This is a genomic window from Pseudolactococcus plantarum (assembly GCF_002441715.1).
In the GTDB taxonomy this organism is placed as follows: Bacteria; Bacillota; Bacilli; order Lactobacillales; family Streptococcaceae; genus Pseudolactococcus; species Pseudolactococcus plantarum.
Window position 1 is genome coordinate 1 of sequence record NZ_JXJX01000008.1, and the last position, 16,095, is coordinate 16,095.

At 37.4% G+C, this 16,095-nt stretch carries 16 protein-coding genes and 1 pseudogene; 2 read left to right on the plus strand and 15 right to left on the minus strand.

From position 1 onward, the window contains the following. A partial coding sequence (locus RU87_RS06010; protein WP_143471382.1) for a DDE-type integrase/transposase/recombinase occupies window positions 1-419 on the plus strand: 419 nt, incomplete at its 5' end. A gap of 55 nt (window positions 420-474) precedes the next feature. Here RU87_RS06010 and RU87_RS06015 read toward each other — a convergent pair. From RU87_RS06015 to RU87_RS06085, 15 genes and pseudogenes are all read right to left on the minus strand, one after another. Beyond that, window positions 475-2,778 (minus strand): annotated as a pseudogene (locus tag RU87_RS06015) (HsdR family type I site-specific deoxyribonuclease); the annotation flags it as partial. 133 nt (window positions 2,779-2,911) lie between these two features. After that, the gene (locus RU87_RS06020; protein WP_068163160.1) at window positions 2,912-3,367 is read right to left on the minus strand and encodes a hypothetical protein; all 456 of its coding nucleotides are present in this window, start codon (window positions 3,365-3,367) and stop codon (window positions 2,912-2,914) included. A 505-nt stretch (window positions 3,368-3,872) separates the two neighbouring features. Next, entirely contained in the window at window positions 3,873-4,022 is a 150-nt protein-coding gene (gene rpmG, locus RU87_RS06025; RefSeq protein ID WP_068163157.1) for a 50S ribosomal protein L33, read from the minus strand. A gap of 18 nt (window positions 4,023-4,040) precedes the next feature. After that, window positions 4,041-4,208: a 50S ribosomal protein L32 gene (gene rpmF / locus RU87_RS06030; protein WP_068163154.1), complete on the minus strand. Its 168-nt coding sequence runs from the start codon at window positions 4,206-4,208 to the stop codon at window positions 4,041-4,043. Window positions 4,209-4,351: 143 nt separating this feature from the next. After that, window positions 4,352-7,018 carry a valine--tRNA ligase gene (locus RU87_RS06035; protein ID WP_068163151.1) on the minus strand — a complete coding sequence of 889 codons (2,667 nt, stop codon included), beginning with the start codon at window positions 7,016-7,018 and terminating at the stop codon, window positions 4,352-4,354. A gap of 69 nt (window positions 7,019-7,087) precedes the next feature. After that, window positions 7,088-8,299, minus strand: coding sequence for a YdcF family protein (locus RU87_RS06040; RefSeq protein WP_068163148.1), 1,212 nt, complete (start codon window positions 8,297-8,299; stop codon window positions 7,088-7,090). Between the two features lie 354 nt (window positions 8,300-8,653). Then, window positions 8,654-8,953 (minus strand): YbaB/EbfC family nucleoid-associated protein, encoded by a 300-nt coding sequence (locus tag RU87_RS06045; protein WP_068163145.1) that lies wholly within the window; start codon window positions 8,951-8,953, stop codon window positions 8,654-8,656. A 325-nt stretch (window positions 8,954-9,278) separates the two neighbouring features. Further along, window positions 9,279-9,818, minus strand: a complete 540-nt coding sequence (locus tag RU87_RS06050) for an Asp23/Gls24 family envelope stress response protein (RefSeq protein ID WP_068163142.1) — start codon at window positions 9,816-9,818, stop codon at window positions 9,279-9,281. An 89-nt stretch (window positions 9,819-9,907) separates the two neighbouring features. Then, window positions 9,908-10,099: a DUF2273 domain-containing protein gene (locus RU87_RS06055; RefSeq protein WP_068163140.1), complete on the minus strand. Its 192-nt coding sequence runs from the start codon at window positions 10,097-10,099 to the stop codon at window positions 9,908-9,910. A gap of 10 nt (window positions 10,100-10,109) precedes the next feature. Next, window positions 10,110-10,661 (minus strand): alkaline shock response membrane anchor protein AmaP, encoded by a 552-nt coding sequence (amaP, locus tag RU87_RS06060; RefSeq protein ID WP_068163137.1) that lies wholly within the window; start codon window positions 10,659-10,661, stop codon window positions 10,110-10,112. 799 nt (window positions 10,662-11,460) lie between these two features. Continuing rightward, window positions 11,461-12,219, minus strand: a complete 759-nt coding sequence (locus RU87_RS06065; RefSeq protein ID WP_068163134.1) for an SDR family NAD(P)-dependent oxidoreductase — start codon at window positions 12,217-12,219, stop codon at window positions 11,461-11,463. Then, the gene (locus RU87_RS06070; protein ID WP_068163131.1) at window positions 12,216-12,509 is read right to left on the minus strand and encodes a MaoC family dehydratase; all 294 of its coding nucleotides are present in this window, start codon (window positions 12,507-12,509) and stop codon (window positions 12,216-12,218) included. Before RU87_RS06070 ends, RU87_RS06065 begins: the two co-directional genes overlap by 4 nt. After that, window positions 12,502-12,858 carry a hypothetical protein gene (locus RU87_RS06075; RefSeq protein ID WP_068163128.1) on the minus strand — a complete coding sequence of 119 codons (357 nt, stop codon included), beginning with the start codon at window positions 12,856-12,858 and terminating at the stop codon, window positions 12,502-12,504. Before RU87_RS06075 ends, RU87_RS06070 begins: the two co-directional genes overlap by 8 nt. Beyond that, window positions 12,855-14,006 carry a thiolase family protein gene (locus RU87_RS06080; RefSeq protein ID WP_068163125.1) on the minus strand — a complete coding sequence of 384 codons (1,152 nt, stop codon included), beginning with the start codon at window positions 14,004-14,006 and terminating at the stop codon, window positions 12,855-12,857. The genes RU87_RS06075 and RU87_RS06080 overlap by 4 nt, the downstream gene beginning before the upstream one ends. Next, the gene (locus RU87_RS06085) at window positions 13,996-15,270 is read right to left on the minus strand and encodes an AMP-binding protein (protein WP_068163121.1); all 1,275 of its coding nucleotides are present in this window, start codon (window positions 15,268-15,270) and stop codon (window positions 13,996-13,998) included. The genes RU87_RS06080 and RU87_RS06085 overlap by 11 nt, the downstream gene beginning before the upstream one ends. A gap of 116 nt (window positions 15,271-15,386) precedes the next feature. Between RU87_RS06085 and RU87_RS06090 the strand changes: the two genes are divergently transcribed. After that, window positions 15,387-15,953 carry a biotin transporter BioY gene (locus RU87_RS06090; RefSeq protein WP_068163119.1) on the plus strand — a complete coding sequence of 189 codons (567 nt, stop codon included), beginning with the start codon at window positions 15,387-15,389 and terminating at the stop codon, window positions 15,951-15,953. Window positions 15,954-16,095 lie beyond the last annotated feature (142 nt).

Genomic DNA, 16,095 nt, shown 5'->3' on the forward strand with positions numbered 1-16,095 from the left:
ATCTTTATCGTGCAATTGATGCGGACGGCTTAACCTTAGATATCTGGTTACGAAAGAAACGGGATACGCAAGCAGCCTATGCTTTCTTAAAACGACTCCATAAACAGTTTGGTGAGCCGAAAGCAATTGTGACCGATAAAGCACCTTCTCTTGGCTCCGCCTTTAGAAAGTTACAGAGTGTGGGTTTATATACTAAGACAGAGCACCGAACTGTGAAGTATCTTAACAATTTAATAGAACAAGACCATCGACCTATTAAACGACGGAATAAATTTTATCAAAGTCTCCGTACAGCCTCTTCCACGATTAAGGGCATGGAGACCATTCGAGGAATATATAAAAAGAACCGAAGAAATGGAACGCTCTTCGGCTTTTCGGTGTCTACTGAAATCAAGGTATTAATGGGAATACCAGCCTAAGATATTCTGAGTTCAGAGAGGGCTCGTTTGATTTTCAAACTTCGCAACAGAACCCAAATTCCTTTAGATCACTCTCACCACGAGGAATTTGGCTAAAATCATCGCCTGTAAGCTCCTTCAGTCTTGAGACAGCCTCTTCCAAATCTTTTATTTGCTGACTTTGTGGCTTAGCTAAAATATCATCATTTTCTAAGTCTTTGGGCAGTTGATTATCATTCTCCTCTTTTGCTTCCTGAAAAGTATCATTTCCTCCTCTTGTATAAATACGCAAGGCGTTTTCAACAAATTCTTGCATAGCATCTCCTTGTCGATAAAAACGCACTTTCCCATGAGGTTTACTGTTAAAATCAAGCGTTCGATTAGTTCGTGACATTGCCTGAATAAGCATGCCTTCCTTGAGCATTTTGTCCATGTAAATCATATTAATATATTTTGAATCAAAACCCGTTAATAGTTGATCTGAAACAATCACTAGATTGAGCCGATCCTCGTCTTTATCTTGATTGTAGGGTTTCTTTCGTGCCAATCGCTTCGTAATATCTAACATGTAAGCACGAGCTGGATCATTGGCCTCCAAAATACTAGGAACATTAAATTTCTCAGTATAATCTTTAATCGCTTTTTTCAATGCTTCATTTTGTTCTTTTGTTCCAGACTCATTAGATTCATCACGAGAAAAAGTCATGGCAATATTTAGATGAGGTGCATTTTCTTTAAAAATATTGTAATAATGTACGACTGCTTGCTTACCAGAAACAGCTAGCATTGCTTGGAATGTATTTTCTTGACGCCTTCCTGCAATTAACGCCCCACTAGATGTTTTCTTCCAGTTTGTCAGGATATCTTGTACAACCTCTTCACGATAAATATCGCTTTGATAGACTTCCTTTTCATAGGCTTTTTCAGAAAAATTATTTTCTGGATGTTCAACAACCCAATGTGGTCGGAAGTATGTTACATCAAAACCTAAAACATTTCCATCGCCAATTGCATCCTTAATAGTGTAGGTATGCAGTCGCTTACCGAAAATATCGTGTGTTGAGATATCACGAGATGTCTTGACATCATTTATTGCATCACTATAAAAATTCGGAGTCCCTGTGAAACCAAACCATGTTGTTTTTTTGAAAGCTGTCTTAATTAGTTGTACAGACTCACCGCTTGCACTTCGATGGGCTTCATCCATAATAATAACGTTCCAGTCATCATTTTTTAAGCCATTTTTCACAGCCTTAGTTAAACCCTGAACAGAAATGAGCAAGATTTGTGACCCACCTTTGTGTTTTAATTCTCGCTTCAATTCTCTGCCATTCACCTTCTTAATACGATTCTTAAAGTGAACATAAGCAAAATCCTTAAAATTCTCAAGTGTTTGATCAATCAAATCAACGCGATCTACGATAAACAGCACATTTCTAACTCTAGGAGATGAAGCCAATAGTTGAGCGACCTTGAACGACGTTACAGTTTTTCCAGATCCAGTTGTATGCCAAATATAACCGCCTTCTTTTTGAATCAGGCCACTGTTCTCCATTTCTTTCATGCGCTGTAGGATTTCTCGTGTCGCTTGAATTTGGTAGCTACGCATAACCATTAAATTATCATTTGACGCATCTGGAATCATATTAACTGTTACCAAACGATGTAAGGCAGGAATCCCCATTACTTGATGAACAAATTCAAAGGCATCTGTGATATCTTCATTCTTTTCATCACGCCAGCCAAACACAAAGGTTTTATTATAATTATCAAATGCATTTGGTCGTGCAAAATAATGAGCTGAATGTTGACTCATAATGAATTGCACTTGAACAAAAGCAAACAGACCTTTGTATAATCCGTCTCCTTCATACCCTTTAAGTTGTTCAAAAGCACTCCATTGGTTTTGTAGATGCTCGTCCTTCTCCTCAATATGCACAACTGGAATTCCGTTGATAAGTAAGGCCACATCGATAATCCGCTTCGTTGTCAAACCTTCTGGTAAATCATCAAATATTACTTGACTAACAATTTCATAACGAGAACGTCCCCCGGCCACATCATCTTCATAAAAAATTTCAATTTCCAGACTAGAACCATCATCACGAGTAATAGGAATTGATCCTACTCCACCTGCACCTACTAATAAAAGCTGCGCATCATAAGGCGTTCGGATACGTTGTAACTCTTGAAGAACCAACCCAAACTCAATATCGGATAATAGTGTTCCATTTAATTTATGGGCATTTATTTCATTCAAAATATCACGCCAGTGCTGTTCAAGCCTATTTATACTAATATTAGAAAAATCTTTACGATAGTTCCAGCCTTCAGATTCTAGCTTTTTAATTAATGCTTCTTCAAATTTTGCTTCTGCCAATTCAATACTTCCCTCCCAAAATTTATACGATTTTCTTAAATAATAATTATTCATATTTTTTAACAAATTAAACTTACACTGTGATAAAACGTAAGTATAAAAAGGATCCCAATTACAATAGTTTTTAAGTATTTTATTCTAGTTTATCGATTTCTATCAAATCTTCTCTTGATAGCGCTTTGATACCTCCAGTAGGAATGGCTAGATGTAAATTACCAGGTAGTTTATCAGAATTCATTAAATCGCAATCATTATCCGCACAAACGACTGTGTCTTTAGGATGCTCCTCTGCAAATCGTATAATAGCAGCCTGTTTTTTCCAAACTCCTTTTGGAGGTTTGCTAAACATTAATTTACCTTCTACCTTAAGAGGTAACTGTTTTTCAATTTGAGTAGTCTCATTCGATCTATCTGTACACCACCAAATACTCTGATTTTCCTTTTTTGAAAATAGCTTTACCCAGTCTACAATATACTTAGGAATTGCGAGATGCCCACGTCCCCACGTTTCAATTTCTACGGCGTCGGATCCTCTGTACAGATATGGTGCAATAGTATCATCTATATCCAATAATAAATATTTTGTCATGAGTATTTCCCTTCTTTTTTATAACTATAACATAAATTTGTATAAATATAATGGGTAGTTATCAAACTAATCAGATACTTTGGTATTTCTATCAAATTATTACAGATAAGTACAATATTATATAGCATAATAATAGTCCAAGAAGTATAATGAAAAATCAGTCCATTGACACATTGGACTGATTTTCTTTGCCTGTTTCGCTAACAATTGTGATTTTTATGAAAAAAATTCAAAGAAGCAGTAGTCTTAAAGGCTCAATCCCATATAATACTACTTCTGCCAGATAATGATAAACTACAGAAATATCATACATTTAAAGCTTAATTTACAACAAAAGACACTCAAAATGAGTGTCTTTTTCTTTTTACCCGATAATTATATTTTCAAGAAATGTAGTCAAAAATGTAGTCATCAGGTTGATTTTTAATGCGATATACTGAAATTCAAAAAATCAAGAATCGCTCTAAATCAAGGTTTTATACACCTACTGATGTGTATTGAACCCTTATTTTACTTCTTTAAAAATAACGTGTTTACGTAATTTTGGAGAGTATTTTTTAAGTTCAAGACGGTCAGGTGTGTTACGTTTGCTTTTTTGAGTCAGGTACAAACGTTCGCCAGATTCTTTGTGTTCAAGAGTAATATTTACGCGCATCTTAGTTTGTCCTTTCTATTATTTTGTAACTTTTTTGCCTTTGTAGTATCCTTTAAGAGATACACGGTGGCCACGGCTGTAATCACCAGTTGCTTCATCAAATGAAACTGTTGGTGCTGTCATTTTATAGTGTGTACGACGTTTGTTTTTCTTAGATTTCGATGTGTGACGTGCTGGAACTGCCATTGTCTTAAATCTCCTTTTATTGTTTATATATGTTGCCTTGATTTCTCAATACTTATCTATTCTAACAAAGTTCAATAGAGAAATCAAGCATTTTTGTCAAGTATTTTTACTTGACAAAAATGGATAGCAAACAAGGCATCTGATTAAGCTAGTGCTGCTAATTCTGTGATTCTTGCTTGTGTTGTGTCATATTTTGCTTGATAGTCAGCTTGCTTAGCTTTTTCTTTATCTACGACTTCAGCTTTCGCATTGGCGACAAACTTCTCATTAGAGAGTTTACGACCTACCATATCTAGCTCTTTTTGCCATTTGGCTAATTCTTTAGTCAAACGTGCAATTTCATCAGAGACATTAATCAATCCTGCTAGTGGCAAGTAAACCTCAACATCTGAAAGAACCGCTGTCATCGCTTGTGCTGGTGCTGTAAGCTCTGATGAAATTTCTAACGTTTCAGGATTAGTGAAACGTGTCAGATAATTTGTATTTTCGATCAAGAATTGCTCGATTTCTGGTGTTTTCGTCTTGATCAACATCGGGATAGCCTTACTTGGTGCTGTATTTACTTCTGCTCTAATATTACGAACTGATTTAATGATATCTTTCAATACCTCAACACCTGTCACTGCTTTATCATCTGTAAATTCTGTGCGAACTTGTGGATAAGCAGCCACGACAAGAGACCCGTCGATTAAGCCTAGATTTTCTGAGATTTCTTCTGTCACAAATGGCATGATAGGGTGTAAGAGACGAAGAATTTGGTCTAAGACATAGACTAATACACTACGTGTCACGTCTTTTTCTGCATCATCTTCACCGTAAAGGACTTCTTTTGTTAACTCCACATACCAGTTGGCAAAGTCTTCCCAAATAAAGTTATAAAGTGCACGACCTGCTTCACCAAATTCAAACTTATCGAAGTTTTTAGTCACATGATCAATCGTTTCATTCAACTTAGTTAAGATCCAGCGATCGGTTACATTACCAGCTGTTTTCGCTGCGACTTTGTCGATATTTGCATACGTCTCAGAGACTGTCAGTGTCTCTTTATTCATGATGATGTAGCGTGAGATATTCCAGATTTTGTTGATGAAATTCCAAGCTGCATCCATCTTCTCATACGAGAAGCGTACATCTTGACCAGGTGCAGAACCATTTGATAAGAACCAACGTAGTGCATCTGCGCCATATTTTTCGATAACATCCATCGGATCAATTCCGTTACCAAGAGACTTAGACATCTTACGACCTTCTTCATCTCGAATCAAGCCATGGATTAAGACATTTTCAAATGGACGTTCCTCTGTAAACTCTAAACTTTGGAAGATCATCCGACTCACCCAGAAGAAAATGATGTCATAACCTGTAACTAAGGTTGAAGTTGGGAAGTAGCGTTTGAAATCAGCTGCATCCTCATCCGGCCAACCCATGGTTGAAAATGGCCATAAAGCTGATGAGAACCACGTATCCAGTACATCAGCATCTTGCGTCCAGCCTTCACCTTCAGGTGCCGTTTCACCTACATACATCTCACCTTCAGCGTTATACCAAGCTGGAATTTGGTGTCCCCACCAAAGTTGGCGCGAAATCACCCAGTCATGTACATTTTCCATCCATTGTGTGAAGGTATCTCCAAAACGAGGTGGGAAAAATGCAACAGCGTTATCTGTCGCTTGATTGGCAATCGCATTTTTTGCAAGTTCGTCCATCTTAACAAACCACTGAGTCGATAGACGTGGTTCAACTACTGCACCAGAACGTTCAGAATGTCCAACGCTATGTACCATCTTCTCGATTTTAACGAGTTGCCCCATAGCGTCTAGTTTTTCGATGATCTGTTTACGTGCCTCAAAACGATCAAGACCTGCAAATTCAGAAGCAAGCTCATTCATCGTACCGTCATCATTCATGACATTAATCATCGGTAACTCATGACCTTGTGCATTGAGACGTTCGACAACATCAAAGTCATTAGGATCATGAGCTGGTGTAATCTTAACGACACCTGTCCCTTTTTCCATATCCGCATGCTCATCTGTTAATACTGGAATTTCACGGTTAACAAACGGTACGATAACTGTTTTACCGATGATATCTTGGTAGCGTTCGTCTTTTGCATTGACAATCACTGCCACATCACCTAATAGTGTTTCTGGACGAGTCGTTGCGATCTCTACACTGCCAGATCCGTCAGTAAGTGGATAAGTAATGTGGTAAAAAGCACCTTCGACATCTTTGTGAATCACCTCGATATCACTGAGCGCAGTGCGAGCAGCTGGATCCCAGTTAATGATAAACTCGCCACGATAGATGAAGCCTTTTTCATATAACTTAACGAAGACTTTTTTAACTGCCTTAGAGAGCCCATCATCTAAAGTGAAACGCTCACGAGAATAGTCAAGAGACAAGCCCATTTTAGCCCATTGATCTTTGATCGTTGCGGCGTATTCATCTTTCCACTCCCAGACTTTTTCTAAGAATTTTTCGCGTCCTAAATCATAACGCGAAATTCCCTGCTCGCGCAAGCGCTCTTCTACTTTGGCTTGTGTCGCTATCCCTGCATGGTCCATACCAGGTAACCAAAGTGTATCATAGCCCTGCATACGTTTTGCACGGATGATAATATCTTGTAAGGTCGTATCCCAAGCATGACCAAGATGTAGTTTTCCTGTCACATTTGGTGGTGGAATCACGATACTATAGGGTTGCGCCGTCGCATCCCCAGATGGCTTAAATACATCCGCAGCCAACCATTTCTCATAACGGCCATGTTCAACCTCAGTCGGATCAAATTTTGTTGAAAGTTCTGTCATTATCTATACTCCAATTCATTTTAAACGTATTTTATTTGTGCTTGGTGGGTAATTCAAAGATAAGCTGAGCTATCTTATGACGTAGTTTAGGTCGACGATAATAAACAAAATAGCTATGATAATCACCCCTAAACATGCGGCTATATGCCGTTTTTTATACATTAGTACCATGGCGATGTATTCTCGAATAAAGGCATTAGGTAAAAAATATCTAGCTGTTCGACTACCAATCCCATCACTATTTAAGCCAACTAATCTAGCAAAAACACCTGCTCTAAAGATATGATAATCGTTACTGACAAATGCACTTTGATACCTAACACCGTTACTTCTGCTATCTAATATTTTTTTAGAAAATTTGAGATTTTCAAGTGTTGTGCTACTCTGGTCTTCTAGCAATATATCCGAATCTGCTACGCCTTTTGACAAAGCATAATTGCGCATAGCAATAGACTCCGGTATCTTCTCATCACTACCTTGTCCACCACTCATAACCAGCATGGCACGCTTACCTGTCTTTAGAAATTGCTTATGATAAAAAGCTATCCCAGCATCTACCCGACCCGCAAGGAGTGGTGTCACACGTTCCCCATCTAGCAACCCTGCACCTAAAATGATCAAGTAATCTTTATCAAATTTTGGCTTAATCACATTAAATAAAATACTGCTGGTCAACATGGTGAGAAAGGTGAAGAAGAAATAAACTAATATGGCGATAAACATCGAATAGAGATAAGCGAGTACCTTATGATCTTGATTGATAAAGCGCTGCATCAAAATCAAACAAATACCAGCTATTCCCAACAATAGTGTCAGCATATTACCCAAAGTCCGACTCTCTTTTTTAAGGACGATACGTGCATTCCAAAAAAAGAAAATGATCAAGGCATAGCCGCCAAATATCAGAAACAATAGGCCTGTTAAAATGATAACGATAGAAAATATGAGAGGCATTAAAGTCTCTAAAGTAGCTGTTAATAGCCCAATATATGCCACTGTCATCACTAAACTCACATTACAGACGTATCCAGCCAATAAGCGACGCTTGTCCTTGCGAATAATCAGATAGGACAGCAGCCAACACCCTAGCAACACTGTAAAACTTGTGATAATTATTTCTCTAGGCTGATACTTAATGATCGAAATACCTGTGTCCAAAAGCAATGATAGGCCTAGCCATATGACTAAAACTTTTAGGTCAACAGGTTGCTTTTGCTTCACCCTGACGACTAAGTAAATGACTAAACTCAAGAGTAGTAGCAAATCTGGTATGATACTCATCGGATTACCTTTCCTTTAAAACAGCTGGTTGATGCACACTAAGTATACAAAAAAGCGCACTAATCATTCGATTAGGACGCTTGCACGTGGTACCACCTAAATTCTCAGAAACCTAGTTCTGAGCACTTCATTCGTTTATTTAATTGTGAAAAAAAGCAACACTTATCAGCTCGTTTATAGGACTCTCAGCACTCGCCTATTCTCTGTGAAACGATATATGACAAACCTCTTCTTGTTTGATTCTCATTTTAGCAAATTATCTCTTACCCGTCAACCTAACAAGGCATAACTACCCGTCAACTAGCTTATTTTTATCAAAAAATAAACCAATAGATGAGTAAGGTCTAAGTATGCTTAAAATGGTAACCCTTTTGTGAATTTACCAAGTTTTTGTTCAGTCGTTTTATCAATTTCTGCTAAAGCACTATTTACAGCTTGAGCGATCATATCTGAGAGTGTTTCAGGATCTTCAGGATCGATTAAATCAGTAGCAATATCAATATTTGTCAGCTTACGATCACCAGTAAAAGCTACTTTAACTAAGTCTTGTGCTGACACACCGTAAAATGTTGTCGCATCGATTTCAGCCTGAGTTCTCTTCATATTTTTTTGTAAATCTTGTGCTTGTTTCATCATTTTTTGCATATTCATCATAGTTGTGTACCTCTTTCTTTATATAACAGGCTTTATAACCTTCTTTTATTTTATATACTGACCACGCTTTATTGATATAGATCTGATCAAAAGCATGAGACATCTTAAAAATACTACGCTTTTAATTTTACCATTTTTATAAATACTTGTCAGCTGATATCATGATGTAGCTCCTTATCTTTAATAACCAGAGAACTATTTTAATAAAAAAGTCTCTCGCATAGTTTAACATACACGAGAGACTTTTTAATTCTTTATGATTGATACTACAAAACGGTTTATACATCGCTTAATAGCTTCTGTGAACACCGCAGAAATATATTAACTAATTAACTCTAGATTCATTTTCTTCGCTAATTTTTTTTGCTGTACTTTTAAAACTAGAAGATGCTTTAGAAGCTGATTCTGAAATTTTATCAGCTGCTACGTTTGTACCCTCTACAACACGATCTTGTAGGCTGATAGAGTCTTGTTCATACTGCTCTGCTGTTTTGATATCTACCACCGTAACGTTTACTTCAATGACATCTAAATGTGTCATTTCTTTTACGCTGGCTGAAATAGCATCTTTAATTTCATCATAAATTTTTGAAATATCTTTACCATATTCAGCTACAATGTCTAGATCAACAGCGACTTGCTCTTTACCAACTTCAACACCAACTCCGGCAGTTTGGTTATCGTTGTTAACGATTTTTTCTGCGATATTGGAGAAGAATCCTCCATCAACAGTCAATAAGCCATCGATGTCTTCAAGCGTATAGCCAATAATTTTTTGAATTACCTTATCTTTATAAGTTAATTCACCAGTAATTGCATTTTCTGTTTTATTAATTTGGTTCGAATTGATAGTTTTTGTTTCCATAGCATTCTCCCTCTTAGTTATAAAATTCAAAATAAATTACAAGCTTATTGTACAACATAGCATGGTAAAGTTCAAAAATATTGATTGATTTATTTTTTTCTAAAATAATTATCAAGCAGACCAGTATTTTTGATATAAAAACCGATAACTATACCCAAACCAGTTACTACTACTAATACCAACGTTTTCAGAAAGCCAATTGTGATTAATAAAATTGCCAAAATTAAAGCAATCAGTCCAAATATGATTGGATATTTGTAGTCATTTATTATTTTTCCCATAGTCCACCCCCTAAATTACTTTACTACTTTTTTCACCAACGACACTATTTACGTTAACATTAATATTTATATTTTCTTGTGGTGCATTAGTCATTTTTTTTAAATCATGTTCAATATTTGACTGTAGATCAGCAACCGCTTCTGTTAAGATCACATTAGTTGAAGACGTCCCTGATACTTCAACATCTATCTTATGTTTCATGACTTTAAGACTTACCTTTGAATCTTTTAAGATATTAGCATTTGAAATATTCGCGTTTACAATCCCTACAATCGCTTTATGACTAATGTTTAAAACTCCTTTATCCTTCTTGAGAATAATATTGTTAACTGTACTTGGATACAGTATAATAGCTAAAATTAAAGAAAGGTTCACTAGAATGATGATGATACTAATCACAGTGATTGATGATAATAATTGAAAGTCACTACTAATGATGTCTGTAAATTCTTGAAACGAATTAATTTGGTTATCTCTAATGAAATTGACCAGAATAAATACACTTGGTAATGCTGCTAATAAGAGATATATGCCGATAGTTGCTTTTTTCAGTCTTCCCATCCTACTTCTCCTTTTTTAAAAAAATTATATGTTTTCATATAGTATAAGCTTAAACTAGTATAATTACCAATGATTTGTCTAATCATTAGCTGAAAAGCGGTTAAATCTCCACGGTTAAAGGACTTATGCTAAGAGCATTTGTGATAACACAAAAAAGCAGAAACACTTAGTGTGCGTCTACTTTTTAACTAGGGTTCATCAAGCCGACCCTATCAATTAGCTGAGTGTTTCTATTTTTTATCTGGTCTAATCAAACTCATAGACAATAAAACAATCACAACGCCTACTTACATTTGATCAAGGTTTGCTTTTGTTTTTTTCACCTGTATTGGGTAATTAGTTAGCAGTTGTTTCTTTAATCAAAGTAATGTGTGTGGACTGGGAAAGTTATGCCAAATTACATGTCAAACACCTTAAAACAATTTATACTTTAAATCCCAAAGATGATTTTGTAAAAGACATATTAACTGATCTATTAACAGAAACACGCTTTTGTGAATGGTGGGAAATTCTAATATCGAGGGGAACCCTGAAGGACAAAAAGTCTTGAAATTTCCCAAATTAGATAATTTATTCTTTAATCATTTGACATTACAGACCACAGATTATCGAAATATATTTATCGTCACCTTGCTACCTACTGATAATCATAAAAAAGAAAAAATAAACATCTTCACTCATACTTTATAATTCCTATATCAAGATAATACTTAACACCTCCTCAAAAAAACTGATCATATTCAGTCTTTTTTGATTTAGCTATAAATATGCATGAGCTTTATTTTGTAATATGGTAATTCTAGCTCTTAATGCGTAAGGTATGATAAGTCGGCTCTTCCCAATACCCAAACTCATCTCCATTCACTGCGTAGACTTGGCCAGTGTTAGTTGTATTGATCAAGTGATTGATGACAAACTCAGCAATTTGCTTACTGGAGCCTATTTGCCATTCCTCAGGAAGTTTGCCGTCATATCGTTTTTTTACTTTTTCCATAGCAGGGACTGTCATATCTGTCAGTGCAGCAGGTGATAGACAGTTCACACGAATATCTCGTCTTTTTAGTTCTTGTGCCAAAGTTTTTGTTAGGGCGATTAATCCTGCCTTGGACGCAGCATAATTTGCTTGTCCCATATTACCCAACATAGCAGATCGTGAGGTCATCATCACAATCTGACCTCCATTTTTTATGTTGCCAGTCAGGAAATGTGTGACATTAAACACACCCGTAAGATTGGTTGCGATGACATCATCCCAATCTTTTGGAGACATCTTTACCCACCAGCTATCTAAAGCGATCCCAGCATTATTGACTAATATATCGATAGGGCCGACAGATAAAGCTACTTGTGCTACAGCTGCTCTATCAGTTACATCAAATACGACCCCTTCTATTTGTGCATCAGGATACCTAGTTCGAAGCGTCGCCACGCACAAGTCTAGCTGTTCTTGATTTCTACCATTTAGAATGACATGATACTGCGCTTGTGCCGCTAATGTTGCGATATCCCACCCTATCCCACGCGTTGCTCCGGTGATGAGGATTGTTTTGTTTGTCATGCGTTAAGTTCTCCTTTTGCAATCAGTACTAAATTTTTTGTCGTAATACTAAACCGTGTCGGCGATAGATCAAATACTAAAGTATCTCCTAAAAAAGTCGGGTGAACAAACGTAATAGAGATGCTTTTTAAAGGGCATTCAAAATACCCTTGGTACCTTTGCTCAACAAGCAAAGTCAATAAGTTGCCAGGCACCACAGGCTGTTCTTGGTGATGTAGCGGATTTTGATCCATCATGACTGTTAAAAACTGTGAGAGCATCTGCTCATCTATTGTGATTGTCTCACGCACACCAAGTTACCTCCGATAGTAGCATCAAGTTGACCCTAGCAATTTCTTGCGTGTCATCTAAAATTTTTAACACGAGTTCGACCACATATTTCTGTTTTGACGTTTCTTTTTCGCTGATGAAATAAAGCGCGATTGCCGACATGTTGCTGATGTTAGGCGTCAGCAACTCGATTTTTTCACTGAGTAACCAACTTGCACCATTTTTTTGCCCCTCATTCACGTTTGGTAGTGCCTGCCAAAGTTGGGTTAAACACGTGAGGTAGTGCGTTTCTCCATAATATTTTTGAGATCTCTTCATCATGTTTTCAACATAATCAGGCGCTAATTTACTAGCAACAATTAGCTTCATTTACCCCACCAGCGATTACCTATCAAGATACTACAGCCCATACCACCAGCAATACATAATGTCGCAATGCCTAGCGCGGGCTTTTTGAGTTGATTCAAACGATTTAAGAGACGTGCGATCAAAATCCCACCTGTCGCACCAAAAGGATGACCGTATGCTAATGCGCCACCATAACCATTTAACTGCTCAGTTGAGAGTTGAAACTGTTTTTGAAAAAGTAGTGCTTGCACGGCAAATGCTTCATTTAGTTCAACAGCATCGATATCATCTATTGTCAAGTCAAACTGCGCCAATAATTGCTCAGTTGACTTTATCGGACCCACCAGAAAGTCTTCTGGCGCTACACCTACTGTCGCTTGTCCCAAATAATACCCTTCAAACGCATATGGCAAGTCTAAATCACCTAAGATGATTGACGACACACCATCACTGATTGGACAACTATTACCTGCTGTACTAGTCCCAGATGCAGAAAATGCCGGGGTTAATTTTGCTAAAGCCGCTAATGAACTCTCGAATCGAACTGATTGATCTTGCGTGATTAGCTGATTTTGATCAAAAGGATATACCTCATCAGAGAGTTTTCCTGCCACGATGGCACTAACTGCTTTACTATGGCTGTTTAAGGCGTAAACATCTTGATCATGACGAGAGATATCGAGCTTTTTAGCAGTTAAATCGGCCACGACTCCCATATCCAAGTCTTTAAATCCATCGGGCGCCATCTTAAAGCGTTTGATCACTTGTTGACTGTCATGATCCAAGATTGTATGTGCTGTCGACGGACTTTCTAGCCCACCGCTACAAACAACACGCGCATCTTTTGAAAGAATTTGATTCGCAGCTATCACAACTGCTGAAAGACCAGATCCACATTGGCAATCTAGCGTTAACGCAGGCACTGAGTTTGAAAATCCTGCTTGAAGGGCAGCCCGCCTAGCTAAATTTCCACCTTGATTGGTCACATTTCCTAAAATAACTTGATCGACATCTGTTTGCTTCAGCTCATCAATCTGACTAAACTGCTGTTCGATCAACTGTTGATATAACACTTCTGGCAAGATATCACGATAATAGCCACCAAATTTACCGATAGGCAAACGGTGTGCTGCGATAATCCCTACTTTTGATTTTATGTTAAAACGCATCAAATTCTCCTTTTTCATAAGCTGTTGCGAGTTGTGTTCTAGATAGTTTCATCTCTTTCGTTAAGGGGATATGTTCAGTCCTTAAATAAATTTGAGGCCATTTATACTTAGGCAAAGCCTGTGCAAGATGTTTTTGAAGGACAGATTTATGGGATGGGTCAACCATCAGTAACGCGATAGCTTGACCATAAAGTGGATCTGCTACCCCGAACGCAACACACGCTTGACAATATGCTTTAGCAATATCCTCGATATCATGGGGCGATACTTTGTTACCAGCATGATCAATCATATCGGATTGTCTCCCCAATAAATAAAGTCGACCTGATTCATAAGCCACTAAATCATCTACTACCCACTGCTTAGGCTGACTAGACTTGGTTGAGCTGAGATACCCACCAAACAGATAAGGACTCTTAACAGTTAAGGTATGATGGTTATCTATGGCAATTTTTACTTCTGGAAACAAATGGCCAACTGATAAATCAGTTTTGCCATGTTTTAGCGACTGAAAGCTAATAAAACTGGTCTCAGAACTACCGTAAAACTCGATCAATTCAACAGTTTTAAGCTTTGGTCTAAGTTGCGCTAACATGTGTACACTTAATTGTCCACCACCAAAAATAACGCTTTTCAGATGAGGAGAAACTGTTAACATATCGATTTGTTTTAACAAGAAAGTCGGCACAGTAAATAATGTCGTAGGGACATCAACCATTTTCAAAATAGCTACATCATCTATTTTCATAAATGTTTTCCCAAGATATAAGGCAAGACACAGGGTATGCAGCCCCAAAGAAGTCGTCAAGGGACTTGATGTCATAATCATCTCGAGTTGCTCAAAATTAAAAAGCTGATGGATATGTTTAAAGCCGGTCTCCCACGATTTCCAATCTCTATAATAAACTTTAGCACCACCAGTCGTGCCTGACGTCAGACCGATAAAAAAAGGGGTACGCGTGATTTGTAGTGATTGCAACTCAATCTCCTGATCATTCCCACCTATCATCGGAAAATTGCCACTTAATTGAACAGCTAAAAAGCTAATCGTAAACGCTAAGGGATCCTCAGTCTCTATCCAGATGATTTCTGAAGTCGACTCAAACGCCTTAGCTTGCTCAGCAGCTAGTGTCATCAACTCTTGATAGCAATAACTTTTTGTGCCTATTTGAAGTGCAACACGAGACCCATAGTTCGTTAGCCTATCTATAAACCGATTATTTTTTATCATTTGCAACTCATTTTGCCACTTATCTTTCGTCATCAACTCTTTTTCAAAATAATAGTAAACCTTTTGTTGATTTACGGTTTACTATTAGCTATACTATATAGTATAATAAAAAAAACTTGCATTGTAAAACTAATTTATAGGAGATAATCATGACTTATCAATCGCAGAGAACTAAAATATTGGCTTACGTAGCCATGATGACAACGTTTATCATCATACTAGGATTATTCCCGGGTATTCCTATCGGCTTTATTCCGGTCCCAATCGTTTTACAGAATATGGGAATCATGATGGCTGGGGAGTTACTTGGACCTAGATACGGGTTTTTGTCTGTTACGACTTTCTTATTACTAGTCCTTGCAGGACTACCACTTCTAAGCGGAGGTCGTGGTGGTGCCAGTGTATTTGTCAGCCCTTCAGCAGGTTATATCATCTCTTGGCTCTTTGTACCATTAATCATCGGCTACTTACTTAAGTCCTTTCAAGCACATCAATCATGGTGGGTTGAATGTCTCATCGTGATCATAGGTGGCGTTATCTTTGTCGATATTTTAGGTGTTTTATGGTTGTCTTGGCAAACGGGTATGCCACTTGGCTTAGCCCTAAAATCAAGTCTCGTGTTTATCCCAGGAGATTTGATCAAGGTAATCTTATCGGTAACCATCATTAGACAAATCAGAATACGCAATGCCGTAGTACAACATCTCAACAACTAAGCACCAGCTTAAAGTCTATCTTATAAAAATAAGATAGACTTTTTAAATACTTGAGCATCCATTTTCAAACACCTGTTAGCCAGCAATACTGCTACCTAGTTTCTCACAGTTATATTGATTTTTTAAGTCTAGGCATAGTTTT

Excerpts from the sequence above, each read along its gene's own strand:
- RU87_RS06020 (WP_068163160.1), bottom strand. The coding sequence starts at position 3,367 with ATGACAAAATATTTATTATTGGATATAGATGATACTATTGCACCATAT.
- rpmG (WP_068163157.1), bottom strand. The coding sequence starts at position 4,022 with ATGCGCGTAAATATTACTCTTGAACACAAAGAATCTGGCGAACGTTTG.
- rpmF (WP_068163154.1), bottom strand. The coding sequence starts at position 4,208 with ATGGCAGTTCCAGCACGTCACACATCGAAATCTAAGAAAAACAAACGT.
- RU87_RS06035 (WP_068163151.1), bottom strand. The coding sequence starts at position 7,018 with ATGACAGAACTTTCAACAAAATTTGATCCGACTGAGGTTGAACATGGC.
- RU87_RS06040 (WP_068163148.1), bottom strand. The coding sequence starts at position 8,299 with ATGAGTATCATACCAGATTTGCTACTACTCTTGAGTTTAGTCATTTAC.
- RU87_RS06045 (WP_068163145.1), bottom strand. The coding sequence starts at position 8,953 with ATGATGAATATGCAAAAAATGATGAAACAAGCACAAGATTTACAAAAA.
- RU87_RS06050 (WP_068163142.1), bottom strand. The coding sequence starts at position 9,818 with ATGGAAACAAAAACTATCAATTCGAACCAAATTAATAAAACAGAAAAT.
- RU87_RS06055 (WP_068163140.1), bottom strand. The coding sequence starts at position 10,099 with ATGGGAAAAATAATAAATGACTACAAATATCCAATCATATTTGGACTG.
- amaP (WP_068163137.1), bottom strand. The coding sequence starts at position 10,661 with ATGGGAAGACTGAAAAAAGCAACTATCGGCATATATCTCTTATTAGCA.
- RU87_RS06065 (WP_068163134.1), bottom strand. The coding sequence starts at position 12,219 with ATGACAAACAAAACAATCCTCATCACCGGAGCAACGCGTGGGATAGGG.
- RU87_RS06075 (WP_068163128.1), bottom strand. The coding sequence starts at position 12,858 with ATGAAGCTAATTGTTGCTAGTAAATTAGCGCCTGATTATGTTGAAAAC.
- RU87_RS06080 (WP_068163125.1), bottom strand. The coding sequence starts at position 14,006 with ATGCGTTTTAACATAAAATCAAAAGTAGGGATTATCGCAGCACACCGT.
- RU87_RS06085 (WP_068163121.1), bottom strand. The coding sequence starts at position 15,270 with ATGACGAAAGATAAGTGGCAAAATGAGTTGCAAATGATAAAAAATAAT.
- RU87_RS06090 (WP_068163119.1), top strand. The coding sequence starts at position 15,387 with ATGACTTATCAATCGCAGAGAACTAAAATATTGGCTTACGTAGCCATG.